This is a genomic window from Streptomyces torulosus (assembly GCF_001419765.1).
Lineage (GTDB): Bacteria > Actinomycetota > Actinomycetes > Streptomycetales > Streptomycetaceae > Streptomyces > Streptomyces torulosus.
On the sequence record NZ_LIRK01000354.1, the window covers coordinates 1 to 21,180 of the forward strand.

Genomic DNA, 21,180 nt, shown 5'->3' on the forward strand with positions numbered 1-21,180 from the left:
GCTTACCGTTTCGGATCAATAGCCGATCGGGCTCTCGCCTCATTTATTCATGAATGCATGAATGAACCGGAGTGGGTATATGGCGGTTCTTCCGCCGAGGCTAGAACTGAAGTCGAGGAGGGCCGAGGCACGACTTGCACCGACCCATGAATGGAAGGCACGTCGACCCATGCACTCGACCCGGAAACTGCTCGTTGGCGCGTGGAGGACCTATGTCCTTGCAACACAACCCACTCGTGAGCGGGCTCGTCAGGCCGGCGCACCCGTGATGGCGACTCATCGGACGACACCCGATCCACAGCGCCGAGCCGCAGAATCGGTTCAGCTCGACAGTGAGATCGACCTCGTCTTCGTCCACGGATTGGCCGGCGACGCCACGACCTGGGGCCCGGTGGCAGCAAGGTTGCCACCTACCGTGCACTGGCTCTCCGTGGATCTTCCCGGACATGGAAAGCGACGCGGCGACGACGGCCCCTTCACCGTGGCGAGATTCGCAGACGCTGTGCTTGATGACATCGAGCAGGCAGTGAACCTCGATCGAGAGAGCGAACGGCCACTTCTACTGGTCGGACATTCCCTCGGCGGGGCCGTATGCGTCGAGGTTGCAGCCGCTACCGTTGGGCGGCCTGTCCACGTCCTCGCGATTGACTCGCTCCTGAACAACGAGCTCTACGCCGCCCAAGGCGCTCTCAAGTTGATGACCTACCGATCGCTTTTGAAGGTGGCCTACAAGCCTTTCCTGGCCGCCGTGCTGCGGAAGTCCTACACGAAACACACGCCCGACTCCATCAAGCGACGCACCGCTCAGGACTTCGCCGACCTTCCCGCGACGGTCTTCATTCAAGCGTTCTTGTCCCTCGCCGAGTGGGACCGTGCCGGGCGCTTGGCTCGTTGCGGTTCCAACGTCGGCATCACCGCATTCCCTGCCACGGACAGTTCGCCGACAGCTCAGTCGATCGAAACATCTCGCGTCGCAGTCAGGCCCGTCGCGTATGGAGGCCACTTTTACGTCTTGATGCTGCCGGACGTCGTCGCCGGCTTGCTGTTGGACTTCATCGCGCAACTACCTGCCACCCCGACGAATCTCGGTTGAACCACTAGCCTCAGACCCCTGCCGTCTTGTCTTGCCCGCGAAGCGGGCAGGACAAGACCAGAAGCGGTGACTACGAGCCGGGCTCGGGCGCCGGCCGCAGCGCGACCAGCGGGGTTCTTTTGCGGCCGGGGCGGCCGCGAAGCTGGTCGTTCTCGACGGTGAGGACGTTCACCACCCGGGCGAACATCTCGATCTCGACCTGCTGCCGTTTGTTCTCCTCGACCAGCTCGGCCAGCCGTTCCTTGGTCTTCTTCAGCTCTTCCCCCAGCTTGCGTTCGCTGTCGGGGACCTGGCCCTGAGCCCGGACCCTCGCATAGAACTCGTCTTTGAGGTCGGTGTGCCGGTGGGTGAGAACGTGTCTTTTCACGTCCGCCTCAGCGGCCAGCGCGAGGACGGTCAGGGCTCCGTCGGACCGCAGCGGAATGCCGGCCAGCAGTCGGTCCATCGCAGCCCGGATGTTCTCCCTGAAGTTTCCCCGTGACCGACAACCGAAGGGGCAATGCCGCGTAGGCGCCCGTCAGCCCTGCGGGGCGACCTCCCTATCCGCCCCTGGAGGCGGCGACGGTACCCGTTCATTGATCGCCTTTCAGGATCTTGCACAGCTGACCTGCGTCGGCTGGAGCGGACGCGCTTCTGGCTCGAAGCCACGGAAGAAGCGTTCTGGCACTGGCATGCCTATGCCCACGGCCCTCTCAGACAACTTGTAGACCCACTCGCAGGTCCCGATTGCGGCATCCCTGAGTGCGGGTGTTACGGCGCCGACTTCCGCGAGCACCTCGAAGTCGTGCTTCACGCACTGCCCAGGAAGAGCGCGCGTGAGTTGCGCGCCCTCGTGTGGGCCCTCGACGGGAAGATTCTGGCAAGGGCCAAGGTCATCCCGGCTGACAGCCTGGACGTGCCATGGTGGCAAAGTCAGCTCTAGCCTCGATCTTTCGTGACGGTCCGTCGGTTTCTTGGGCGGGCCGTTTCGGTTGTTGGGGTCGGTGGTGGGCACGCTGATGGCCCGGCTGTCGCGTCGGCTGGGCGCCGGTTTCCACGGCTCCGGCGGGGGTGGTGCTGGTTGCAGGGACGGGAACGCGCTGGTCAGCCGGGGTTCGGGAGAGTTTCGAGCCGTGCCAAGGCGTAGGTGATCACGTCTGTCCAAGGCCAGTGGTGTGCGAATCTCAGGTGCCGGCGGCGGGCGGTGGTGATGATCTGGGCGGCGGCGGAGAAGAGGCGGAGCCGGAGACGACGGGGTTCCCACCTGCGGGGTTTGCCGGTCAAGGCGAGCATGGGCATCCAGGCCAGCAGGTCCAGGGCGAGCTGGACGATCTCCAGCCAGATCTGGTTCTGTGCGGTGTCGTACAGGGGCAGGTTGCGCAGGCCGGTGGCCCGCGCGGCCCGGATGCGGTCCTCGGCTCGGGCTCGCTGGCGGTGCCGCAGCTCCAGTGCCGCGATCGGCATGTCGGTGGTGTTGGTGGCGAAGCACGTCAGTCGCAGTCCGTCAGCGTCGGTGATGCGCAACTGAGCTCCGGGGTGGGGCCGTTCCTTGCGGACGATCAGCCGCATTCCCTTCGGCCAGCCCTTGAGGCAGTCGCCGGTGATCTCGGCGGCCCATGCCCCGTCCCGGATCTCGCCGCCGGGCTCGATTGCTGCCGTCCAGGCCGTAGCTGGGACCTTGAGCACGGCCTGGTGAATCTGCTCGGTGATGGTCATGCCGACCGAGTACGACAGCCACCGTCCGCGCTGGGCGAGCCAGGCTGTGAACTCATGTGTTCCGCCCCCGGAGTCGGTACGAATCAGCGTCCGACGTCCACGCCGGTACTTCTTCGGCAGTTGCGCCAGGGCGAGCTGGGCGGTGGTGATGTGGTCGGCGGCGGTGTTGCTGCCCGCGTTGCCGGGCCTGAGCAGGCCGGCCACGGGTTCCCCGCTCCCATCGCTTCCGTGATCGACGAACGCCATCAGCGGATGGTGTCCGAAGGTCTTCTTCCAGGTCGCGGTGGCGTCCTGCTTCTCGGAGTGGGCCAGCACGAGCACCCCGTCCAGGTCCACGACCACCTGCCCTGAGGCGTCCGGGGCCGCGTTCTTGGCCACGTTCCAGACGTGCTCGCGGGCTTCTGCCCGCGTGGCCCGTATCGCGTGAAGGGCCTTCGGCCCAGCCGCGGCAAGCGTGTCGATGAGGCGAGAGACGGTTGGGTCGGAGGCCACCGGCCCAAACACGGCCGACTCGGCACTGCGTGGGTGGCCCGCGTCGTGTGACGGTCGGCGCTCTCTGGTCCAGCAGTAGCGCTGGGACTGGATCCCCTCGCGGTTCCGCGACGCTCCCCACGGCGCTGGCAAGGGAGGGGCAAGATGTGATGACGAACAGGTGTTAACGTTAAGTAACAAATGGGAGTTTTTGTTCTATGCAGAGTCGAGAGCACGCCACGGGCATCATGTGAGCGGAGCGTGATCTGTGAATGCCAGGAGATGAAGTGGCAACCGAAGAGCTTCGGGGTACGCAGGTACTGAATCTGGCTCTCCGGCAAGCAACGACGTGCGTAGACGGCATGGCCGCTTTGGCGCACCGGCGTGACTCGGCTACCGGCCGGCTTCGCTTGGTGGCGGCCAGCGGGCTCGCCGCGGCAAGCGCGCAGATATGGGCTGATCTGCGCGAAGAGCAGGACGTGGCGCCGGCATGTGCCGTGCGGCGGGGGGCTTTGATATGGGTGGGCGGGGACAGTCTGGGGATCGGGGCAGTCGGCACGGCGGCGGTGCCCCTCCTCGGTGCCGATGGGCCGGTCGGTGTGCTGTCCGTATTCACGGCAGGGGTGGGCGAGCCGGACGAGGTGCAGCAGTCCTTCCTGTATGCAGTCGCGGCGTGGGTCGGCGGATGCCCGGACGGCGTGCCCGGCACGCCGCCGGGCCCTGATTCCACGGCCGGGCGCGAGCGGGCCGTCCGGATGGGTAGGCTGACCGCCGCGCTCGCCGAAGCCGCCACCACCCAGGACGTCGTGCGGGCCTTCGCAGATCACGTCATGCCTCCGTTCGCCGCGGACGGATTGGTGTTCGAGGTGGTCGAACGTGGCCGGCTATACGTGGTCGGCTCCGCCGGGTACCCGTCGGAATTCATCAGGATGATCGATGCGATGCCGATCGCCGCCAACACCACAGTCCACGATGTGATGCAGACCCGCACTCCACGGTTCGTGGAGTCCAAAGCGGAGTTCGACCGGCTCTACCCGACCATGGACCATCTGAACGAGCGGTCGCCAAAGCAGGCATGGGCGTTTCTGCCCCTGATCGCCTCAGGGCGGGCCATCGGCCTGTGCGTGGTGTCCTTCAGCCAACCGCGTACGTTCAGCGACGAGCAGCGCACCTGGCTGACGGCCCTGAGCAGTCTGGTCGGCCAGGCGCTGGAGCGGGCCCGGCTGTACGACGTGGAGCACGCCCGAGCTCAAGAGCTGCAGCGCGGGCTGCTGCCCAGAACACTTCCCCGCCTGCCCGCCGCCAGTGCCGCCGCCCGCTACCTGCCCGCGGGCAGGGGCGAAGAGGTGGGCGGCGACTGGTATGACCTGATCCCGCTGTCCGCCGACCGGGTGGCCATCGTGATCGGCGACGTCATGGGACACGGCATCACCGAAGCGGCCACCATGGGCCGACTACGTACGGCCGTACGCACGCTCGCCGACCTGGACATGCCTCCCGACGAGCTGTTCAGCCGTCTCAACGACTTGGTCAGCGACCTCGGCGAGGACTCGTACGCCACCTGCCTGTACGCCGTCTTCGATCCCGTCGCCCACACCTGCTCGTACACCCTGGCCGGTCACCCCCCTCCGGTCGTCGTCCACCCCGACGGCAGTGTCCACAGCCCCGACGTGGTTCCCGACCCACCGCTCGGCGCCGCCGTACCACCGTTCGACACTCACCAGCTGCACCTGCCCGCCGAAAGCATGCTCGTTCTGTGCACCGACGGGCTTGTCGAATCCTCTACCCGAGACGTCGACCAGGGACTGGCCGAGCTTCGGCACATCCTGGCTGATTCCCAGGACCTCACCGCCTGCCTCGAAGCCGCAGACCAGGACGAGGACGTCCGATGCCTGGAGCACTTGTGCGACACGGTCGTCTCGGCGCTGCTGCCCGACAGCGGGCAGACGAACGACGACGCAGCCTTGCTCATCGTCCACGCCCGTTCCACCCCCGTCGGCGATGTCGCATCCTGCGATCTCCCGGAGGACCCCCGGGCAGCCGGACAGGCCCGTGAATTCGTGCGCGAACAACTCGCCGTCTGGGGTCTGGACGATCTGGTGATCACCACCGAGCTGCTGGTGAGCGAGCTGGTGGGCAACGTCGTCCGGCACGCCAAGGGCCCGATCTGCCTGCGCCTGCTACGCAGCCGATCCCTGATCTGCGAGGTCTACGACGGCAGCCTCACCACTCCTCGCATCCGCCACGCCACCTACACCGACGAAGGCGGGCGCGGCTTGCAGCTCATCGCCGCTCTCTCCCGGCGCTGGGGCGCCCGCTACCTCCACGACAGCAAATGCATCTGGACCGAGCAAGACCTCCCGCACCCGGCTGCTTCCGGGGAGCCCAGCACCGATCAGCAGTAATGAAGGCACCCAGGGCAGACCCGCGCCCTGCACGCCTACCTGCGCTGGCGCAACGCCAACGCCCGCCACCCCACCGTGCTGGCCGCTCAACGCCGCGAACGCGCTTCAAGGCCGATGCCGTGGCCCTGTACGAGTCCACAGCCGGGGCGACCTACAAGAGCATCGCCGCTGACCTGGGCGTTAACCGGGCGCACTGCGGATGGCAGCCTCGACACGTGGCGGCCTGGACGGGACGGTGTTCCACTCCGACCACGGAGCCCAATACGGCTCCCGGGCCTTCACCCACCTCTGCGACCAACTCGGGGTCACACGGTCGATGGGCGCGGTCGGCACCAGCGCCGACAACGCCGCCTGCGAAAGCTTCCACGCGTCACTGAAACGCGAAACCCTCCAGGGCGCCCACGACTACGGTGACGCCGGTACCTGCCGCAGGACCGTCTTCGCCTGGCTGACCCGCTACAACACCAGCCGCCGGCACTCCGCCAACGGCCACCTCAGCCCCGACGAATACGAACACCGACACCGCACCGCTAAACTCACGCTCGCCGCGTGATCAATAACCGCGTGCCCACCTTCATGGGGGAAGGCCCCAAGGCCGGGTAGTTAGCGTTTTCGCAGGTCACGCAAGGGGTGTTGGGGTCCATGCCGTGGCGGCGTAGAGGCCGGGGCCGAGTTTGTGGATGAGGCCGGTCTCGGCCCATCTGGAGAGCTGTCGATACATGGTTTCCATGGTGATGTCGCCGAAGTGGGCGGCGATGTCTCGGGGGCGCCAGAGGCGGGTTGGGTCCTTTTCGAGCAGGGCCAGGATCCGGTGACGGCGGCGGTCGGTGGGGGCGGTGTGCCGGTCGTCGCGGGAGATGGCGGGGAGCTGAGGGGGTGATTCCGCAGGCTCGAGGACGTTGATGTCGAGACCGGTGATGGTGCGGCTGGTGTCGGGCCTGCCATCGTCGTGGCGGGTGCTGTAGCGGGACATCGGTGACTTGACCTTGCGGGTACTGACCCGCTGGCGCCGGGGCGGGAGGAGACGGGCCAGGATCCGGTGCCCGATCAGTCCGAGGCGAGCAGCGTCGGCGGGGTCGGTGATGACAGCAGCGGCCTGGACGACCTGGTCACGAGCGGTCTGAAGAGCAACGGTGAAGCAGCAGCGGTCCGGATTGGTGCCGGCCAGCGCCTCCGCGGCCTCGACCATTACAGTCCGCAGTGCCTGGTAGAGGGTGAGCAGGGCCCACATTTCCTGCTCGATGCCGGCCGGGTCGCCCGAGCGCAGGTTGCGGCCGCTCATGATCGTGTGGCGGAGCGCGTAGTACGCCGATTCGTGTTCCCACCGCTGGTGATAGAGCCTCACCAACGCGGTGGCCGGGTAACGGCGAGCGTCGGTCAAGGTGGTGACCAGTCGGTAGGACCCGGTGAAGGACGTGCCATCTGCTCAGGTCACGGCGATCTGTGCGTCGATGACCCGCACTTTCACGGTGCCGATCACCGACAGGTAGGAGCCGTCGACGAGGCGGGTGAGGACCGGCATGCGCCGGTTGCTGCGGAGCCGTCCCAGAATCTGGGCGCCGGTGTCGGTGACCGCCGCGAGGAAGACGTTGCTGTCGAATCCCTTGTCCCACAGCACCAGCATGTCCGGCCGCAGCAGATGCAGCAGCCGGCGAGCGTAGCTCGTCTCGCCCTCGGCGGTGGGCCCGAACACGGCGCCGACCAGGGCCCGGGTGCCGGTCTCGACCAGCGTCATCAACTCCAGCGTCGGATAGCCATGATGCGAAGTCCTCCCCAGCCAGGCACGGTTCCGCTCGGAATCGGGAACCCTCAGCGAACTGCAGCCGTCGAACGACACCACCCGGTATACGCTGAAACACACACCTGGCGTCGTCGGACGGGCCAGCAACCCGGCCAGCACCTCGAACAACGCCCGCACCGGCGCACTGCCGATCCGCCGGCGCAGGTCACGCAATGCCTTCGCCGACAGACAGACCACGGGCATCCCGGACAGACCCGCGGTCAGCTTGTCCCAGACGAGGCCATAACCGACCTCGGGGAACAGGCACATCGCCAGGAGGAAGTAGACACCGACCCGCGACGGCAGATCACGCAGCCGCCGCTGTACAGCTCTCGTCTCCGCAAGGACCGCGTCCACGAGCTCGAACGGCACGACCGTCGTCAGCTCTCCCAGATGTCCCGGCGCGAACCGGCCCCCGGCCACCGTAGCCGTACGGGTGATGGTCGTCAGTGCGAGCGGCAGGACACAATGCGAAGGCAACGGAGCTCCTCGGAAACAAGCTGTCTTGGTCGACTGCCTGTACCAACGAGCTCCGTTGTCTTGCGTCAGAAATCCTTCAACTGGCTTGCGTGACCTGCGAAAACGCTAACTACCCGGCCTTGGGGAAGGCCCCTCTGGTGGTCCTGGACACGCAGAGCATCCACGCCGCCGCCGGCGTCCCCGCCACGACGACCGGCAAGGATGCCGCGAAAAGGGTGCCAGGCAGGAAGAGATGCCTGGCCGCGGATGTATTGGGCCTCGTCATCGACTGCGTCGTCCTGCCCGCCTCCGCACACTAGAACACCGCCGGCATCGCCCTGCTGGACGGTGTTGTCGAGCAGGGCGACACGGTGACCAAGGCTCTGGTCGACCAGGGCTTCAAGAAGAAGGTCGTCGATCACGGCAGGAACCATGGCATCGACGTCGAGATCGTCGAGCGCAACCCGGACGACAAGGGCTTTGTCCCGCAGGCCAAGCGGTGGATCGTGGAGCAGACGAACGGGATCTTGATGTTCTACCGCCGTCTCGTGCGCGACTACGAACACCGGCCCGCCTCCTCCCGCTCCCGCGTCCTGTGGGCGATGACCTCTGTCATGAGCCGCCGTCTCACCGGAGCCACCCTCGCCTCCTGGAGGACCGCATGAGCGAGAACCCACAGGTCAAAGCCATCCTGGAACACATCGACACCCGCGAGCGCGAACTGGCCGACCAGGCCGAGCAGCTGAGAGCCAGTATCGACGAACTCACCCGTCAGCTCGGCGAGATCGATGCGGAGAGCGAGAACCTGCGCATCACCCGCAAGACGCTCCTCACTCTCTCCGTGCCCTCACCCGCTGCCGAGCCAGAGCGTCCCGACATCCCAGACCACCCCGCCTACCAGCAGATCCTCACCGCCCTGACCGACGCGGGCCGGCCGATGCGCGCTCGCGACCTCTGCCAAGCCCTCGACCTGCCTATCCTCCCGAAGAACACTGAAGGCATCCGCTCCAAACTGAAGCGCCTGGTCAGCCGAGGCATCCTCGTCGAAACCGAACCCGGCTTGTTCGCCCGCCCCAAGCCTGAGGGCCAGCCTCACTCCGTGACCAGCGCTTCTTCTCCAACCTCAACCACGAAACGGACAAGAGCTCACGTTCCGCACTCTGACGAGGGCGCCGGTCCCGACCGGGCCCTCTGGTTGTTGGTCCGGGTGTGCCGTTGACTGACGCGCCGTGGGCGCGGACCGAGCCGTTACTCCCGGACCGGATGCCGAAGCGGGGTGGCCGGTGGAGGGACCACCGCCAGGTGATCGACGCGATCGCCTTCAAGTTCCGGACCGGACCACAGGGGGTCCACCTGCCGGAGAAGTACGGCAACTGGCGTGGGAGCTACAACCGGCGGCCGAGGTGGGCCATCGACGGCACCTGGGAGCGGGTTTTCATCGCGCTGATGGCCCAGGCCGACGCCGACGAAGACCTCAACTGGACCGTCTCGGTGCACTCCACCATCGTGCGCGCACACCAGCATGCCGTCGGGGTCCGCAAGAAGGGGCACCTGTAGGCGAGCCGGCAGACCACGCCGCCGGCCGGTCCCGCGGTGGACTGAGCAGAAAGATTCACCTCGTCGCCGACGGCAACTGCCGACCTCTGGCCTTCGTCCTCACCGCCGGACAGGCCGGCGACGCTCCCGCCTTCACCGACGTCCTGGCCCGCCTGCGCGTCCTCGTCAGGCTCGGCGGATGCCAAGTTGGCCTCCAGGCGGGCGCCGGCCTGTCCGGCGAGCGCGAGGCCGGGACGTTCCAGAGCGTGGTTGAGCCGCGTGGTGGAGCGCGCGTACGGAGTGGTCAGCCGAGCGAACGGCTCGGAACAGGTACGGCGCGGGCCGTTGCCTGCACCGCGGATGAAGCGCCGGACCGTCAGCCGGATCACGACGTTCTGCCCACCGAGCGGGACATCCTTCAGCCTGCGCTGGTAGGAGTCCTGCACTCGGCCCGAGAACCGACCGCAGTCAGGACAGGCTGCCCCGGCTGTCCTGCCTCGCGCCACCACGTCCACCGTCTCGACGTCTACGTCGTCGATCCCGCCGAACACGAGACAGTCCCAGAATGATGCGTCGGCCTGCATGATCAGTACCGTCACGGTCACAGCGGAGGCTGTCACAGACCTGACGGAGCGTCACTCCAGCCTGTCAGGCGGCAGGGCGTACGCGGTCTCACGCGAACCCGACCCTCGCGCCGTCGAACACCTCGGCGGCGGGACCCGCATGGCACCCCGGGAGACACCCACAAGCGAGATCACCATCACCCTGGTCGAAAACCTCAGTAGTCGGCCAAATATGGAGATTGAGTGCTCAATTGTGGCCCTTTAGGATCCGGAGTGGTCCAGCGCCACGCAATTGAGAGTGACGCACTGAGCCGTGACAGGAGCAGCTTGCCATGACCGCCGACGTGTTCAGTGCCGAGTTGAGTACGCAAGAGGCCGCCGCTTTGGCGGCTGTCGATGAGGAGGCCATCGCCGGGACCCTGCTGGAGTTGATCGCCATCCCGAGTGTGACGGGCAGCCCCGCGGAATCCGAGGCGCAGCACCATCTGGCGGGGCGGCTGGACCAGCTTGGGCTGGATGTCGACCTGTGGTCCATGGATCTGCCCGCACTGCTGGCGCACCCCGGCTTCCCAGGCGCGGAGGCGCCGCGGGATGAGGCGTGGGGGCTGGTGGGGTCCACGCAGGACGGCGGCGATGGGCCGACCCTGATCCTCCAGGGCCACGTCGATGTCGTACCGCCCGGTGATCTGGGGCAGTGGGGCGGGGACCCGTTCGTGCCCAGGGTAGTTGGGGACACCGTCCATGGCCGGGGCGCGTGCGACATGAAGGCCGGGCTGGTGGCCCACCTCGCCGCGCTGGCGGCGATCCGGGCGAGCGAAGTGAGGTTGCGGGGCCGGTTGGCGGTGCACTTCGTGGTCGGGGAGGAGGACGGCGGACTGGGCACCTTCGGCACGCTCCAGCGCGGCCACACGGGTGACGCTTGCATCATCACCGAGCCGACCGGTGGCGCGCTGATCACGGCCAACGCCGGTGCGCTCACCTTCCGCATCGCCGTCCCCGGTCTGGCCACTCACGGCAGTTCCCGTGACGCCGGGGTCAGCGCCATCGACGCGTACCTGCCCGTTCACCGGGCGCTGGCCCGCCTTGAGGCTGAGCGGAACGCCGACCCGGATCCACTGATGGCGGAGTACCGGATTCCGTATGCGCTGTCCGTCGGTACGGTCCGCTCGGGCGACTGGGCGAGCAGCGTGCCCGATCTGCTGGTCGCCGAAGGCCGGTTCGGTGTGCGTCTGGATGAGGATCCCGCGGCCGCCCGCGCTGCCCTTGAGCTGTGCGTAGCCGAGGCATGCGCTGCCGACCCGTGGTTGCGCGACCATCCGGCGACCGTCACCTGGTCGGGGGGTCAGTTCGCCAGCGGGCGACTGCCGTTGGGGCATCCGCTGCGGGATGTCGTACGGGACGCGGCGCACACTGTCGCGGGCGGTGGCCCCGCCCCGCGCGAACATGGCGCCCCCTACGGCAGTGACCTGCGGCTCTACGCTGCCGCCGGCATCCCGACCCTGCAGTTCGGCCCGGGCGACATCCGGCTTGCACACAGCGCCCAGGAGCAGGTCTGCGTCTCCGAGATCGTGCACGTCACCCGCGCGCTGGTCCTCAGTGTGCTCCGCACGGTCGGCACCAAGTGAGCGGACCGGCGACTCGCTCTCAGGGCACGTACGCCAACATGTACACCCCCGCCCCGCCGGCGGCGCACAGCAGCGCCGCGCCAGGGTGCCAGCACAGCCCCGTCAGATCGCTGGCCAGGCGGAGGGCGCAGTAGCATCTGCCGGTGGCCACGTGCCACAACCGTATCGTCTGATCGCGCCCCGTCGTAGCGAGCAGCGTCCCGTCCGGGGAGAAGGCGCAGCTCTCCACCCAGTTGGTGTGCCCGGTGAGCACGGCGCGCTCGGTGCGGTCGGCGACTTGCCACAGCCGTACGGTCCGGTCGTCGGCGGTGGTGGCGAGCAGAGTGCCGTCCGGGGAGAACGCGCAACTGGTCACTGCGTCGGTGTGCCCGCTCAGCACGGCTTGCTGGTGGTGGCCAGCAGGGCGCCGTCCGGGGAGAACGCGCAGCTCGTCACCCAGTCGGTGTGGCCGATTAATACGGCGAGTTCGATGCTGTCGGCGACCCGCCACAGCCGCGTGGTGTGGTCGTTACTGGCGGTGGCGAGCAGAGTACCGCCGGGGGAGAAGGCGCAGTCCCACACTCCGCCGGTATGCCCGGACAGGACGGCCTGTTCGGCGCCGTCGGTGACCCGCCACATGCGTGCGGTGTGGTCGTTGCTGGTGGTGGCCAACAGGCTGCCGTCCGGGGAGAAGGCGCAGCTCGTGACAGCGCCCTTGTGACCGGACAGGTAGGGCCGAGCCGGATCGGGCCGGTCGGGCATGGGCCATGTCGGCTCCAGCCGAGGCCGGGACAGCGTCTGCCGGTAGGCATGGAGTTCGGCTTCAAGGCCAGGCACGTCGTGCAACTGGGCGGCCAGCGTCGCGCCCAGCGCCTCGGGCGGGTCTATGGCGCCGAGCAGATGGGCTGCGTGCTGGAGGACTCCGCGCAGGATCCGGGCAGTGGGGGTGTCCGACAACTCCAGATCGGCTACGACGCCCACCACGGAACCGAGTCGACGCGTCTTGGCCTCGACCCAGCGCAGGTCGCACACGAGGGCAGCCAGCTCCTCGTGCTGAACGGCAGCGGCCAGGTGATACGGCAGGTAGCGCCACAGGTAGTTGGAGTCAGCGGGCATGGTCCACCAGGACCTCGGCACGTCGACGCGGCGGGCCAGCAGGGTCGTGCGGTAGACGTGGAAGCCGCTGGTGACCACCGTGGCACGGTGGCCGGGAGTTGTGCCGTCCACGAGGGCCGCGCTGAAGCGGAGGTTCTGCCCGGTGTTGACGGAGCGGTCTTCCCGCACGATCTGGTCGGCGGGCACTCCGCGTCCGCGCAGATAGTCGGCCATCGCGTCGGCCTCGGAGCGGACCTCGTCGTCGCCTTGGCCGCCCGAGACGACGAACACCACACGAGGTGTGTCCTGTGCGCGGGCGGCGTCGATCGCGAGGGCGCGCTCCAGCCTGCGGGTCAGCAGCGGGCCGGGCCGGTCGCCGTTGAGCCCGGCGCCCAGGACGACGACATGGGTGGTTTCCGGCAGGGGGTGCTACGGCCCCGGACGCACACGTAGCCGGCGAAGACGAGGAAGAGCAGAGTGAGGTATCCCGCGGCCGCGTTCACCGCGACCACGAGGGCACCGAACGCCTCGCCGCCGACCGTGTGGAAGACCGCGTCGAGGCCGAGCACCGCCAGCACCCCGCAGCCGGCGGCCCCGGTCGCCAGCAAGGCTGCCTGGGGTCCGTAGCGCCGGACCAGGAGGACGCCGTCGGCCAACAGCAGCAGGCCCAGCGCAAGCGCCAGGAGCAGGGCGGCAACGGCGAGGACGGTGGCGATGGTCGGGTGGGCTGCCGCACTGCGACCGGCCACGCCGAGTCCGGCAGAGGTCACCGCGAGGCAGAACAGGACGGCGGTGGAGAACCGGTGCGGTGCCAGCAGGGCGTTGACGACGCCGCCCGCGGTGAACACGACCGCCGCGAGATACTCCGGGTACTCCGGCATGTGCCGCACCGCTCCGCTCTCCCGCCCGCTGTCCGTACCCGCCCGCCTCTCGCCGCCCACAGGTCCCCGGACCCGGTACGAGCCAGCTGCCGGCCATCCTCGCAGACCTGCTGTGGTGCGCCGAACGCGGGCGGTGGTGCGTTCGGGGGGACCGGCATGCGGGATCTGGAAGCTGCCCTGTCCGGCTGACTGTCGCCTGTACCGGCCCACGGCTGAACCGCGCCTCCGACTGGTCTCCTTCTTGCGATCGGCGACGGTGCCGCTTTTGGATCCGTGCCTGCACTAGATCAACACCTGAAGCTACCGCACAAACGCGTTCCGTACGCGATTCGTACGTCATCCGTACGCTATCCGTACGTTTCATGGGTTAGGGTGTCGCCTGGGAGGTGTTCAATGTCTGGGTTGTTCGACCGGATCGATGCGCTGGTGGCGTCCCGGTCTGTGCTGCCGCCGCCGGCGGAGCGCAGGCGGCTGCGCCAGGCACACGGCCTGACGCTGGACGAAGTGGCTTCAGCCCTGGACGTTCGGCGGGCAACCGTCAGCGGCTGGGAGGCCGGTAAGACCGAGCCCAGACCGCCGGAGCGTGACGCGTATGCGCGGATGCTCAAGCAGCTCGCGGAGCTCTACCCCGCCCCCACTAACTCCGCCGCACCCGAGCAGGACACAGCGGTGCCCGAGACGTTCACCAGCGAGCCCGCCCCCGCTCCGGAAGCCCCGACTGCCGCGGCGCCGGTCTCCGAGGCTGCGGCCATGACTGCAACCGAGAACACCCAGACCTCTGCCCCTGTCGCCCCGGCTCCGGTGGCTGCGCCCCGTCCGGGGCGCACCGCGAGGCCGTCGTCGAGGTCGCGTCGGCCGGTCGCGAGGAAGGCGGCCCCGGCCGCGACCCCGGCGAGCGAAAGCGACTCGCGGTTTGAGAATGGTCCGCTTGCGGTCGTCGACGTCGACGCTGACGGGCAGGTGCTGGCGTACTGCACCGGCGGTCTGGTCCTGGACGTGCCCGCCAAGTCCAATCCCGGCCCTGGTGGACTGGACGCTGAAGGAAGCCAGGCTCGGGGCGCCGAAGCTGTCCGGTCCGGGTAAGGACGCCGACCCCCTGCTGGTGCTCACCGAGACAGCGGTGGAGCGTTACGGCCTCCCGGTCGCCCTCACCGAGGAGGAGCGGCTGGCCGGTCGGATCCCGGAGGGCCACAAGGTCATCAAGCAGCTCGCCCGCGCGGAGTGGAAGCTCACGAAGCGTGGTTTCGGGCCGTGGGCGCGGATCTACCGCCCCGCGACCGGTTCGGAGCGGGCCTGTGTGCAGTTGTGCATCCCGTCGTGGAACGCGCTGGACTCCCGGCACTGGGGCGAGGCCGGGCATCTGGCGCCGGCGGAACTCGCCCGGGTCTTGGGCGTGTACGCGTCCCGAGTGATGACGCCGCGCGGCTCCACGGCCGTGACCGGCCTGGAGCTGATGACCGCGCTGCACCCGCCGACCCGCGCCTCCGAGCCCGACGCGACGGCCGACGGCACTCCGAGCACAATCCCGGCTCGCTGGGCAAGGATCCGGTGGACTGCGCGCCGTGCGAGGCCCCCGACGGGCACCCGCTCCTGGCGGACCTGCCGCGCTTCCACGTGCGCGGTCCGGCAGAGAAGCTGTTCGAGGAGGCGTACGACTGGGCGCGGCCGATGACCGATGCCGAGTGCACCCTGCGGCACCTGGTCGGCATCGACGTGAACATGGCCTTCGCCGCCGGCGCCAACGGCCTGATCGTCGGCCTCGGTGCACCCACGCACGTCAAGGCGCCGGTCTTCGATGCGAAGCTGCCCGGCTCGTGGCTGGTCGACCTCTCCCACGTCGACCTGTCGAGGGTGAAGGTCGGCAAGGACAAGTGGGCGGAGTTGGACGCGAGTCTGCTGCCCAGCCCGTTCACGCCGAAGGGCGAGCAGCCGCAGGGCCCGGCCTGGTACGCGACGCCGACCGTGGCGTACGCGGTGGAGCTCGGCTACGAGGTCGCGCCGATCGAGGCGTACGTCCGGCACGAGAACGGCCGCTACCTGGACGGCTGGTACCAGCGGCTCCGTGACGCCTTCCTCGCCACGATGGCCGACCTCGGCGTGCACGCGGACATGGAGCCGGCCGCCTTCCTCGCCGCGATGGACGGCTACCGCCAGCGGGACCCGGAGCTGGCGATCGTCGTCTCTGCGATCAAGGCGACGGTGAAGGGTGGCCTGGGCAAACTGCGTGAGCGGCCCCGCGGTGAGGGCTGGAAGCCCGGGCAGCCGTGGCGGGCCCTGTCCCGTGCGACGTGGCGGCCGGACATCCGCGCGGCGGTCATCTCCCGCACCCGCATCAACCTCCACCGAAAGATCGTCAAGCACGCGGCGTTCACCGGGCAGTACCCGGTGGCGGTCCTGTCCGACTGCGTCGTCTACGCGGCCGATGGCACCAGTCCGTTGGACTTCCTGCCCTACCGGGACGGCAAGCCGCTGCCCGGCGGTTTCAAGCTCGGCATCAACCCGGGCCTGGTCAAGCACGAGGGCACCCAGAGCGTCCTGTGGGGCGAAGAGGTCCGCGAGCGGTTCAACGCCCCGGAGCTCAACCTCGCCCGGTACATCAAGGACGGCACCGTCACCGACGTCGACAACGGGGAGTAGGAGTAGGCGATGAGCCTGTTCGGGGACGGCCTGGAGGCCGCGGTGCAGAAGGCGTTCACCCGCCCGGCACCGAAGTCGGCCGGCGCGCAGATGCGCTACCTGGTCAAGCAGCTCAAGGGCACCAAGGCGGTCGCCCAGATGCTGCGGATCTCGCAGCGCACCGTGGAGCGGTACGTGAAAGACCAGATCAAAAAGCCCCGCCCGGACCTCGCCGCGCGCCTGGAGCGCGAGGTGAAGAAGCGGTGGCAGCCGCAGATCCGGGCCAAGGCCCGCGAGAAGGCGGCGACCACCGGCGGCATCGTCATCGATACCCGCGCCCGCCTCGGCTACACCGCGCCCATCGGGTCAACGGACCAGGACCGCATCCGCCACCTGACCGTCGCCCTGCCGCCCCGCCACGCCGCCCGCCTCTTCAACGCCCAGGAAGCCGGCGCCACCGAACAGCAGCTCCAAGAGATCGCCGCCGAAGCGCTCAAGGAGGTGTACTTCCAGGACGGCGGCCGCCGCGCCGGAAGCCTGGAGGAGGTCCGCTTCACGGACATCGAGCACCTCGAGTTCGACCTGTAGGTGCCTGACGCACCGAGAGCACGGGATCAGTCAGTTGAGCTGAAGCACGCTACTTGTCACGTAGGCAGGTTTCTTGTCACCTGCGAGGCTTGACGCCGGCAAATTGTTCTTCTCGACCGTCCTGTCGCAGCCGCCAGTAGAGTCCCGCGAGGCTACTGCTGATGGGCGTCTGGTCGCGCGCGAGTGAGTCCGCTCCACCGCTCCAGTCCGTCCGCGTGGCTGCCGACCGCTGTTGCCCGGGCGACCTCTTCGGCTTCCTTCGGTGTCAACTCACCATGGCGGAAGAGCAACGTCAGCGGCCAGGTCGGAGTGCCCGACCGCTCACCGTCGAGGGGGTGCCAGTCATCCCCAGATGAAAGGGTGAGGTTAGAGGCAGATGCCGGGAGGGGCCGCGTTCGGACCAATGTTGCCGGTCCAGGTGTTGGCCGTGCCATCGGTGCCGGTGCCGCTGGTGTTGTCGCGGCAGTCGAGCATGGCGTTGCGGCGGGCGACGTTGGACCGGATGTTGTTGCCCCCGTTGCCGCTGGCATCGATTCGGATTCCGTCGCCCGCGTTGTGGTCGGCAATGTTTCCGGAGATGACGGAGTTCGTGAGGGAGTTCGCTGCCACACTGATGCCGTGACCAACGGTACTTGATTCGGAATTTCTGATGACGTTGCTGGCGATGGTGACGTTGGTGCTGGGCGAAAGGCCGAAGGCGTTGGCCCGCACGCCTAGAAATCCCCTCTCAATATGGTTGGAGGTGATCTTCAAGTTCGTGTTGTTGTCGCCCAAGAAGATCCCGGGGGCGCCAAAGTTATCCCGGATGATGTTACTCCCTACGCTGGAGTTGCTGGACTTGAAGATGAATGCAAAGGCCCTGTCTTCCAGGGAGGTATTGCTGTTTACTTTGACATTGTCGACTTCTCCGGGTGTCAGCGCATCCAGAAGGACGCCGGAGTTTTCGTTACCAGAGAAGGTGTTTGTTTCGATGTCCGCCTTTTTCAGGCCCGCGTCTGAGTAGATTCCGCTGCCACTTGCAGAACCTGGTTGATTGTTCTGGCGGATGCAGTTCTGTTCAACCTCGGAAAGGCTTGTACCGCTGGAGTGGAAATAGACTCCGATGACATTATTCTGGATCATGTTCTGTCGGACTTGGTGGCCTGAGTGTGTCGCACTCGTGACGATGCCATAGCTGGAGGTGTTGTTCTGAACGGTGAAGCGGGAGAATCTGATGCCGTTCTCCAGCAAGCGGACACTGCCTGAACCGCCCGCCGACTGGATGATCGCCTGTCTGGATGGATCCGGAGCTCCGGCCTGGCGGCACGCTGTCCGTGTGGGGGCGGCGGCCGGTCCGATCAACTGCAAATTCGCCTTGTTCACGGTGACAACCTCGTTGTATGTTCCGGCACAGACCCTGATCACATCTCCTGGTGAGGCCGCAGTGATCGCTGCCTGGATCGTGGTGAAAGGTGCGCCCGGGCATTGCACCCCGTTGTCATCCACAACGAGTACGGACTGGGCTGCCTGGCTGGGCACTGCTGAGAATGCCGTAGCCACTGCCACGCCCGCCATGACGAGGACTGTCTTCTTCATAACCTTCTCCTTGGATTTCGGTGCAGCCCACAATCAGGTCGTGCGGCAGCATGGTCGACTAGGTGGCACATGGCTGGCAGCGAAACTAATGGAATCACCTGGAATTGCAGGGCTCCATCAGCTATGCAGACCGAACGAATAGCGGATGGTTTCCGCTGATCACGAAGCTAGGTGTGTCACGTTAGGTGTGCAAGCGGTAGCACTCCGTATGTGTCGCTGGCATGTGACGCCACTGACCCGCCGGGGAGGGCAAGCGCGTGCCTCAGCTCGGAAGGGTTGTCGAACGGCGCCGTCCATTGCCGTAGAAGATCAGCCGGTTTCCCGCCCTGGCGGACCGAGGGCGGGCTCAGGATCGCCCGCCCGTGGGCCCGCAGCCTTGCGCCTGCTGAGGACGAGATCTTCGCCGATGCTCAGGAAGGGAAGAGGGCGACGCAGTGGCCTGATCGAATGCGCTTGGTCTGCTCCCTGTTGCGTGCCTCGGCCACCGGTCAGACTCCAGTGGCAAACGGTCAACCGGACAACCAGGGGCGGATCGAAGCGGTGGACCGCCTGGACGAGCACCACGGTCGCGGGGATACCCACCAGCCAGGTATCGCCCGGCTTCAGTGCGGTCTCCGCCGGTTCCGTTCGCAAGATCTCCCATCGCGGGCCGCGGGTGTTGGAAGCGCACTCTGGCCGCCATCTGATGTTCTCGGCGCCCGCAGCCCCGGCAAGCAGCACTGGCGAAGACCCAGCGGATCAGACCTCAGCCGCCGACGCGACGCTGTCGCGTCCAGGCCCGCGAAGGCGTGCTCGCACCAGCGGGAAGCCACCGCGTAGCGCCAGCCGCAGGCGACAGCGACCTCGGCGGCCGCGGCGAACAACTCCCGGTCTACCTCCCTGATCAAAGGCTCGGGACGCACGTCGATCAGCCAGACACCGCGGCGGGTCACCGCAAGGTAGTCAGGGGTGTGGGAGCGGCGCTTCCCGCAGGTCCCGAAGGAGATCTTCAACGGCTGCGAGACGACGTCGACCACATCGCCGGCGCAGTCCAGGGCCAGCAACACCCGGCCCTCCTCCAGGCTCTCCGCGCCGTGATGGCGGCCAGTGCTGGTCAGGAACCGCAGGCCAGGACGGTGCCGTTGGTCCCGGCGCCAGGTGAAGTGAAGTGCCGCATCGGGAGAGCCACCGGCTCCCGATCTTCGTTTCTGGTGACAGAAAGAGTGCTGAATGAGCGCGTGTGACAGGTCGAATGCCTTGTCGGTGACAACCAGACTGCTCTGACGGCTCCACTTCGCCAGCTCACTCGGCTCGGCAGGTGACAACTCCTGAGCTTCGGCTCATCAGTCCGGGGCTCGTTTGCGTGTGTCTTGAGTGGGCGAGGTCGACCACCCCACGGCCGGAGGACTCCGCTTCTCAGACGATCTGGGCGGCCGACGCGGTCAGATGGAATACGCGGGGCGTGCGCCCGGCTCAACGGCAGTAGCTTTGTGCACCTGTTTGATTTCACCCAGTGACTCCCGTCACAAATCTGGTTGCAGGTAGTCGCCATGGGTTTGCGCAAACGGTGATTGACCTTTTAACGGCCGTCCGCCGGTGCAGGTTGGCGCGGACCATCCCATCTGGCGTGTGTGGTCGCTAATCGTGTTCGAATTTGCAGTAACCGGAACGCTACTCTCCGTTAAAAGTTCATGGTCGCGGCTCTGCACGCTCCGCCATTCGGAGGAGGTTTGCTGTCCGCAGGAGCAACGAGGCTCCAGGTGACGGCGCCCCGATCGGGGACGGGTGGCCCGCCGATCGCCGACCGGATGAGAAGGATCCCCACGATCGTGACCTACGACGTTGCCAGCCTCGTGCTGGCCTCGGCCGCCGCGGTGCGCGCTTTCGCGCCCGACGTGGCGGCCGAGGCCAGCACNNGGCGGCCGGGCTGCGGCGCCTGCTGGGTGCCGGAGTCCGAGTCGGAGCGGCAACATTGATCGAGCAGCAGCGCCCCACCGAACATCCCGGCACGGCGGGCCCGGACAAAGGGAGCCGCCGATGACCGGCCACCCTCCCCAGGACTCCACCGGCCGCACCACCCGCGAGCCGAGCGATTCGATGCCGCCGGCGTTCTGGGCGTTCCACGATCTGTACCACCAGCCCTACTTCGAGTATGCCCACGTCCAACTCGGCAGCGAGGAGGACGCCGACGACCTGGTCGACGCCACCTTCGTCTACCTCGCGGTCATCTGGCCCCTGGTCATCTCGCAGGAGAACATGGGCGCCTACGCGTGGGCCCTGCTCAAGGAACGTGTCGCGAGCCAGCTCGCCCTTCAGGGCCGCGAACCGGCCGCCACCGAAACCCTGGCCTTCGAACGCGCGATACGCGCGGCCACTGGTCCCCTCCTCGACGACTTCCGCGCCCAGTTCCGTCAGGAATACACCTTTGACGAGCAGATTACGGAACTGGAAGACAGCATGCGGATGTTTGCCGCAATGGCCCGCCTTCCCGAGCGGCAGTTTGATGTCATGGTCCTCCACTACGCCCTGGACTTCGACACCAAACTCACGGCTTTGGTCATGGGGGTCTGCGAGGCCACCGTCCGCTCCACCCGCCGCACGGCCAAACGCCGCCTGGCCGCCGAACTGGGGCTGGCGATCGACGACGACGCCGACGAAGAGGAGTGACATACCCATGCGCCGCCCAGCGCGCAGCATCGACCAAGCCCTCACCCGGACCCGGGTGTTCCAAGGCACCTACACCGCACAGCACAAGGAAGCCTCCCGGCGCCGCATCGCCCAGGGCCTGTCGGAACTGCGCTGGATGCAGCTGCTGAGCGAGCCCACCACCCGCCCCACCC

General features: G+C 67.5%; 15 protein-coding genes and 6 pseudogenes. 11 read left to right on the plus strand and 10 right to left on the minus strand.

Annotated features, from left to right (window positions below; genetic code table 11):
• Positions 1–268: 268 nt before the first annotated feature.
• Positions 269–1,093: an alpha/beta fold hydrolase gene (locus AOK23_RS45445; protein WP_240496536.1), complete on the plus strand. Its 825-nt coding sequence runs from the start codon at positions 269–271 to the stop codon at positions 1,091–1,093.
• Between the two features lie 70 nt (positions 1,094–1,163).
• Here the strand turns inward: AOK23_RS45445 and AOK23_RS24340 are convergent, their stop codons facing one another.
• A complete protein-coding gene (locus tag AOK23_RS24340) occupies positions 1,164–1,538 on the minus strand; it encodes a hypothetical protein (RefSeq protein WP_055714788.1) in 375 nt (124 codons plus the stop codon).
• A gap of 638 nt (positions 1,539–2,176) precedes the next feature.
• A pseudogene (locus AOK23_RS24345) lies at positions 2,177–3,304 on the minus strand (IS1380 family transposase); the annotation flags it as partial.
• 242 nt (positions 3,305–3,546) lie between these two features.
• On the opposite strand from AOK23_RS24345, the gene AOK23_RS24350 reads away from it, so the two are divergent.
• From AOK23_RS24350 to AOK23_RS24355, 3 genes and pseudogenes are all read left to right on the plus strand, one after another.
• Entirely contained in the window at positions 3,547–5,664 is a 2,118-nt protein-coding gene (locus tag AOK23_RS24350) for an ATP-binding SpoIIE family protein phosphatase (protein WP_240496534.1), read from the plus strand.
• 6 nt (positions 5,665–5,670) lie between these two features.
• Positions 5,671–5,769, plus strand: a pseudogene (locus AOK23_RS50180) (integrase); the annotation flags it as partial.
• Between the two features lie 85 nt (positions 5,770–5,854).
• A pseudogene (locus AOK23_RS24355) lies at positions 5,855–6,217 on the plus strand (transposase); the annotation flags it as partial.
• A gap of 66 nt (positions 6,218–6,283) precedes the next feature.
• On the opposite strand, the gene AOK23_RS51685 reads toward AOK23_RS24355, so the two are convergent.
• A complete protein-coding gene (locus AOK23_RS51685) occupies positions 6,284–7,045 on the minus strand; it encodes a helix-turn-helix domain-containing protein (protein WP_055714790.1) in 762 nt (253 codons plus the stop codon).
• A 45-nt stretch (positions 7,046–7,090) separates the two neighbouring features.
• Positions 7,091–7,924: a transposase domain-containing protein gene (locus AOK23_RS51690; protein WP_107102856.1), complete on the minus strand. Its 834-nt coding sequence runs from the start codon at positions 7,922–7,924 to the stop codon at positions 7,091–7,093.
• Positions 7,925–8,058: 134 nt separating this feature from the next.
• On the opposite strand from AOK23_RS51690, the pseudogene AOK23_RS24370 reads away from it, so the two are divergent.
• The 3 genes and pseudogenes from AOK23_RS24370 to AOK23_RS51995 form a co-directional block, all read left to right on the plus strand.
• Positions 8,059–8,568, plus strand: a pseudogene (locus tag AOK23_RS24370) (transposase); the annotation flags it as partial.
• A complete protein-coding gene (locus tag AOK23_RS24375; protein ID WP_063791391.1) occupies positions 8,565–9,122 on the plus strand; it encodes a hypothetical protein in 558 nt (185 codons plus the stop codon). The pseudogene AOK23_RS24370 and the gene AOK23_RS24375, both read left to right, overlap by 4 nt.
• 44 nt (positions 9,123–9,166) lie before the next feature.
• Positions 9,167–9,280: pseudogene (locus AOK23_RS51995) on the plus strand (IS5/IS1182 family transposase); the annotation flags it as partial.
• Positions 9,281–9,288: 8 nt separating this feature from the next.
• Here AOK23_RS51995 and AOK23_RS52000 read toward each other — a convergent pair.
• On the minus strand, positions 9,289–10,038 hold the full coding sequence (locus AOK23_RS52000) for a transposase family protein (RefSeq protein WP_420823740.1): 750 nt from the start codon (positions 10,036–10,038) through the stop codon (positions 9,289–9,291).
• A 296-nt stretch (positions 10,039–10,334) separates the two neighbouring features.
• Here AOK23_RS52000 and AOK23_RS24385 point away from each other — a divergent pair, with 296 nt between their 5' ends.
• Positions 10,335–11,627: an ArgE/DapE family deacylase gene (locus AOK23_RS24385; protein WP_055714793.1), complete on the plus strand. Its 1,293-nt coding sequence runs from the start codon at positions 10,335–10,337 to the stop codon at positions 11,625–11,627.
• A 19-nt stretch (positions 11,628–11,646) separates the two neighbouring features.
• On the opposite strand, the gene AOK23_RS24390 is transcribed toward AOK23_RS24385, so the two are convergent.
• The 3 genes from AOK23_RS24390 to AOK23_RS24400 are packed head-to-tail and all read right to left on the minus strand — an operon-like array spanning position 11,647 to position 13,582.
• The gene (locus AOK23_RS24390; protein ID WP_169800327.1) at positions 11,647–11,982 is read right to left on the minus strand and encodes a WD40 repeat domain-containing protein; all 336 of its coding nucleotides are present in this window, start codon (positions 11,980–11,982) and stop codon (positions 11,647–11,649) included.
• Positions 11,983–11,999: 17 nt separating this feature from the next.
• Positions 12,000–13,124, minus strand: coding sequence for an ElyC/SanA/YdcF family protein (locus AOK23_RS24395; RefSeq protein WP_338056512.1), 1,125 nt, complete (start codon positions 13,122–13,124; stop codon positions 12,000–12,002).
• On the minus strand, positions 13,055–13,582 hold the full coding sequence (locus AOK23_RS24400) for a hypothetical protein (protein ID WP_055714796.1): 528 nt from the start codon (positions 13,580–13,582) through the stop codon (positions 13,055–13,057). The genes AOK23_RS24395 and AOK23_RS24400 overlap by 70 nt, the downstream gene beginning before the upstream one ends.
• Positions 13,583–13,975: 393 nt before the next feature.
• Here AOK23_RS24400 and tap point away from each other — a divergent pair.
• Positions 13,976–16,219, plus strand: a pseudogene (gene tap / locus AOK23_RS24405) (telomere-associated protein Tap).
• A gap of 9 nt (positions 16,220–16,228) precedes the next feature.
• Positions 16,229–16,786 (plus strand): telomere-protecting terminal protein Tpg, encoded by a 558-nt coding sequence (tpg, locus tag AOK23_RS24410; protein ID WP_055714797.1) that lies wholly within the window; start codon positions 16,229–16,231, stop codon positions 16,784–16,786.
• A gap of 366 nt (positions 16,787–17,152) precedes the next feature.
• Here tpg and AOK23_RS45465 read toward each other — a convergent pair whose 3' ends face one another.
• The gene (locus AOK23_RS45465) at positions 17,153–18,361 is read right to left on the minus strand and encodes a right-handed parallel beta-helix repeat-containing protein (protein ID WP_079049664.1); all 1,209 of its coding nucleotides are present in this window, start codon (positions 18,359–18,361) and stop codon (positions 17,153–17,155) included.
• A gap of 602 nt (positions 18,362–18,963) precedes the next feature.
• Positions 18,964–19,665: a hypothetical protein gene (locus tag AOK23_RS50200; protein ID WP_240496535.1), complete on the minus strand. Its 702-nt coding sequence runs from the start codon at positions 19,663–19,665 to the stop codon at positions 18,964–18,966.
• Positions 19,666–20,377: 712 nt separating this feature from the next.
• Between AOK23_RS50200 and AOK23_RS24435 the strand changes: the two genes are divergently transcribed.
• The gene (locus AOK23_RS24435) at positions 20,378–21,007 is read left to right on the plus strand and encodes an RNA polymerase sigma factor (protein ID WP_055714801.1); all 630 of its coding nucleotides are present in this window, start codon (positions 20,378–20,380) and stop codon (positions 21,005–21,007) included.
• The last annotated feature ends 173 nt before the right edge of the window (positions 21,008–21,180 follow it).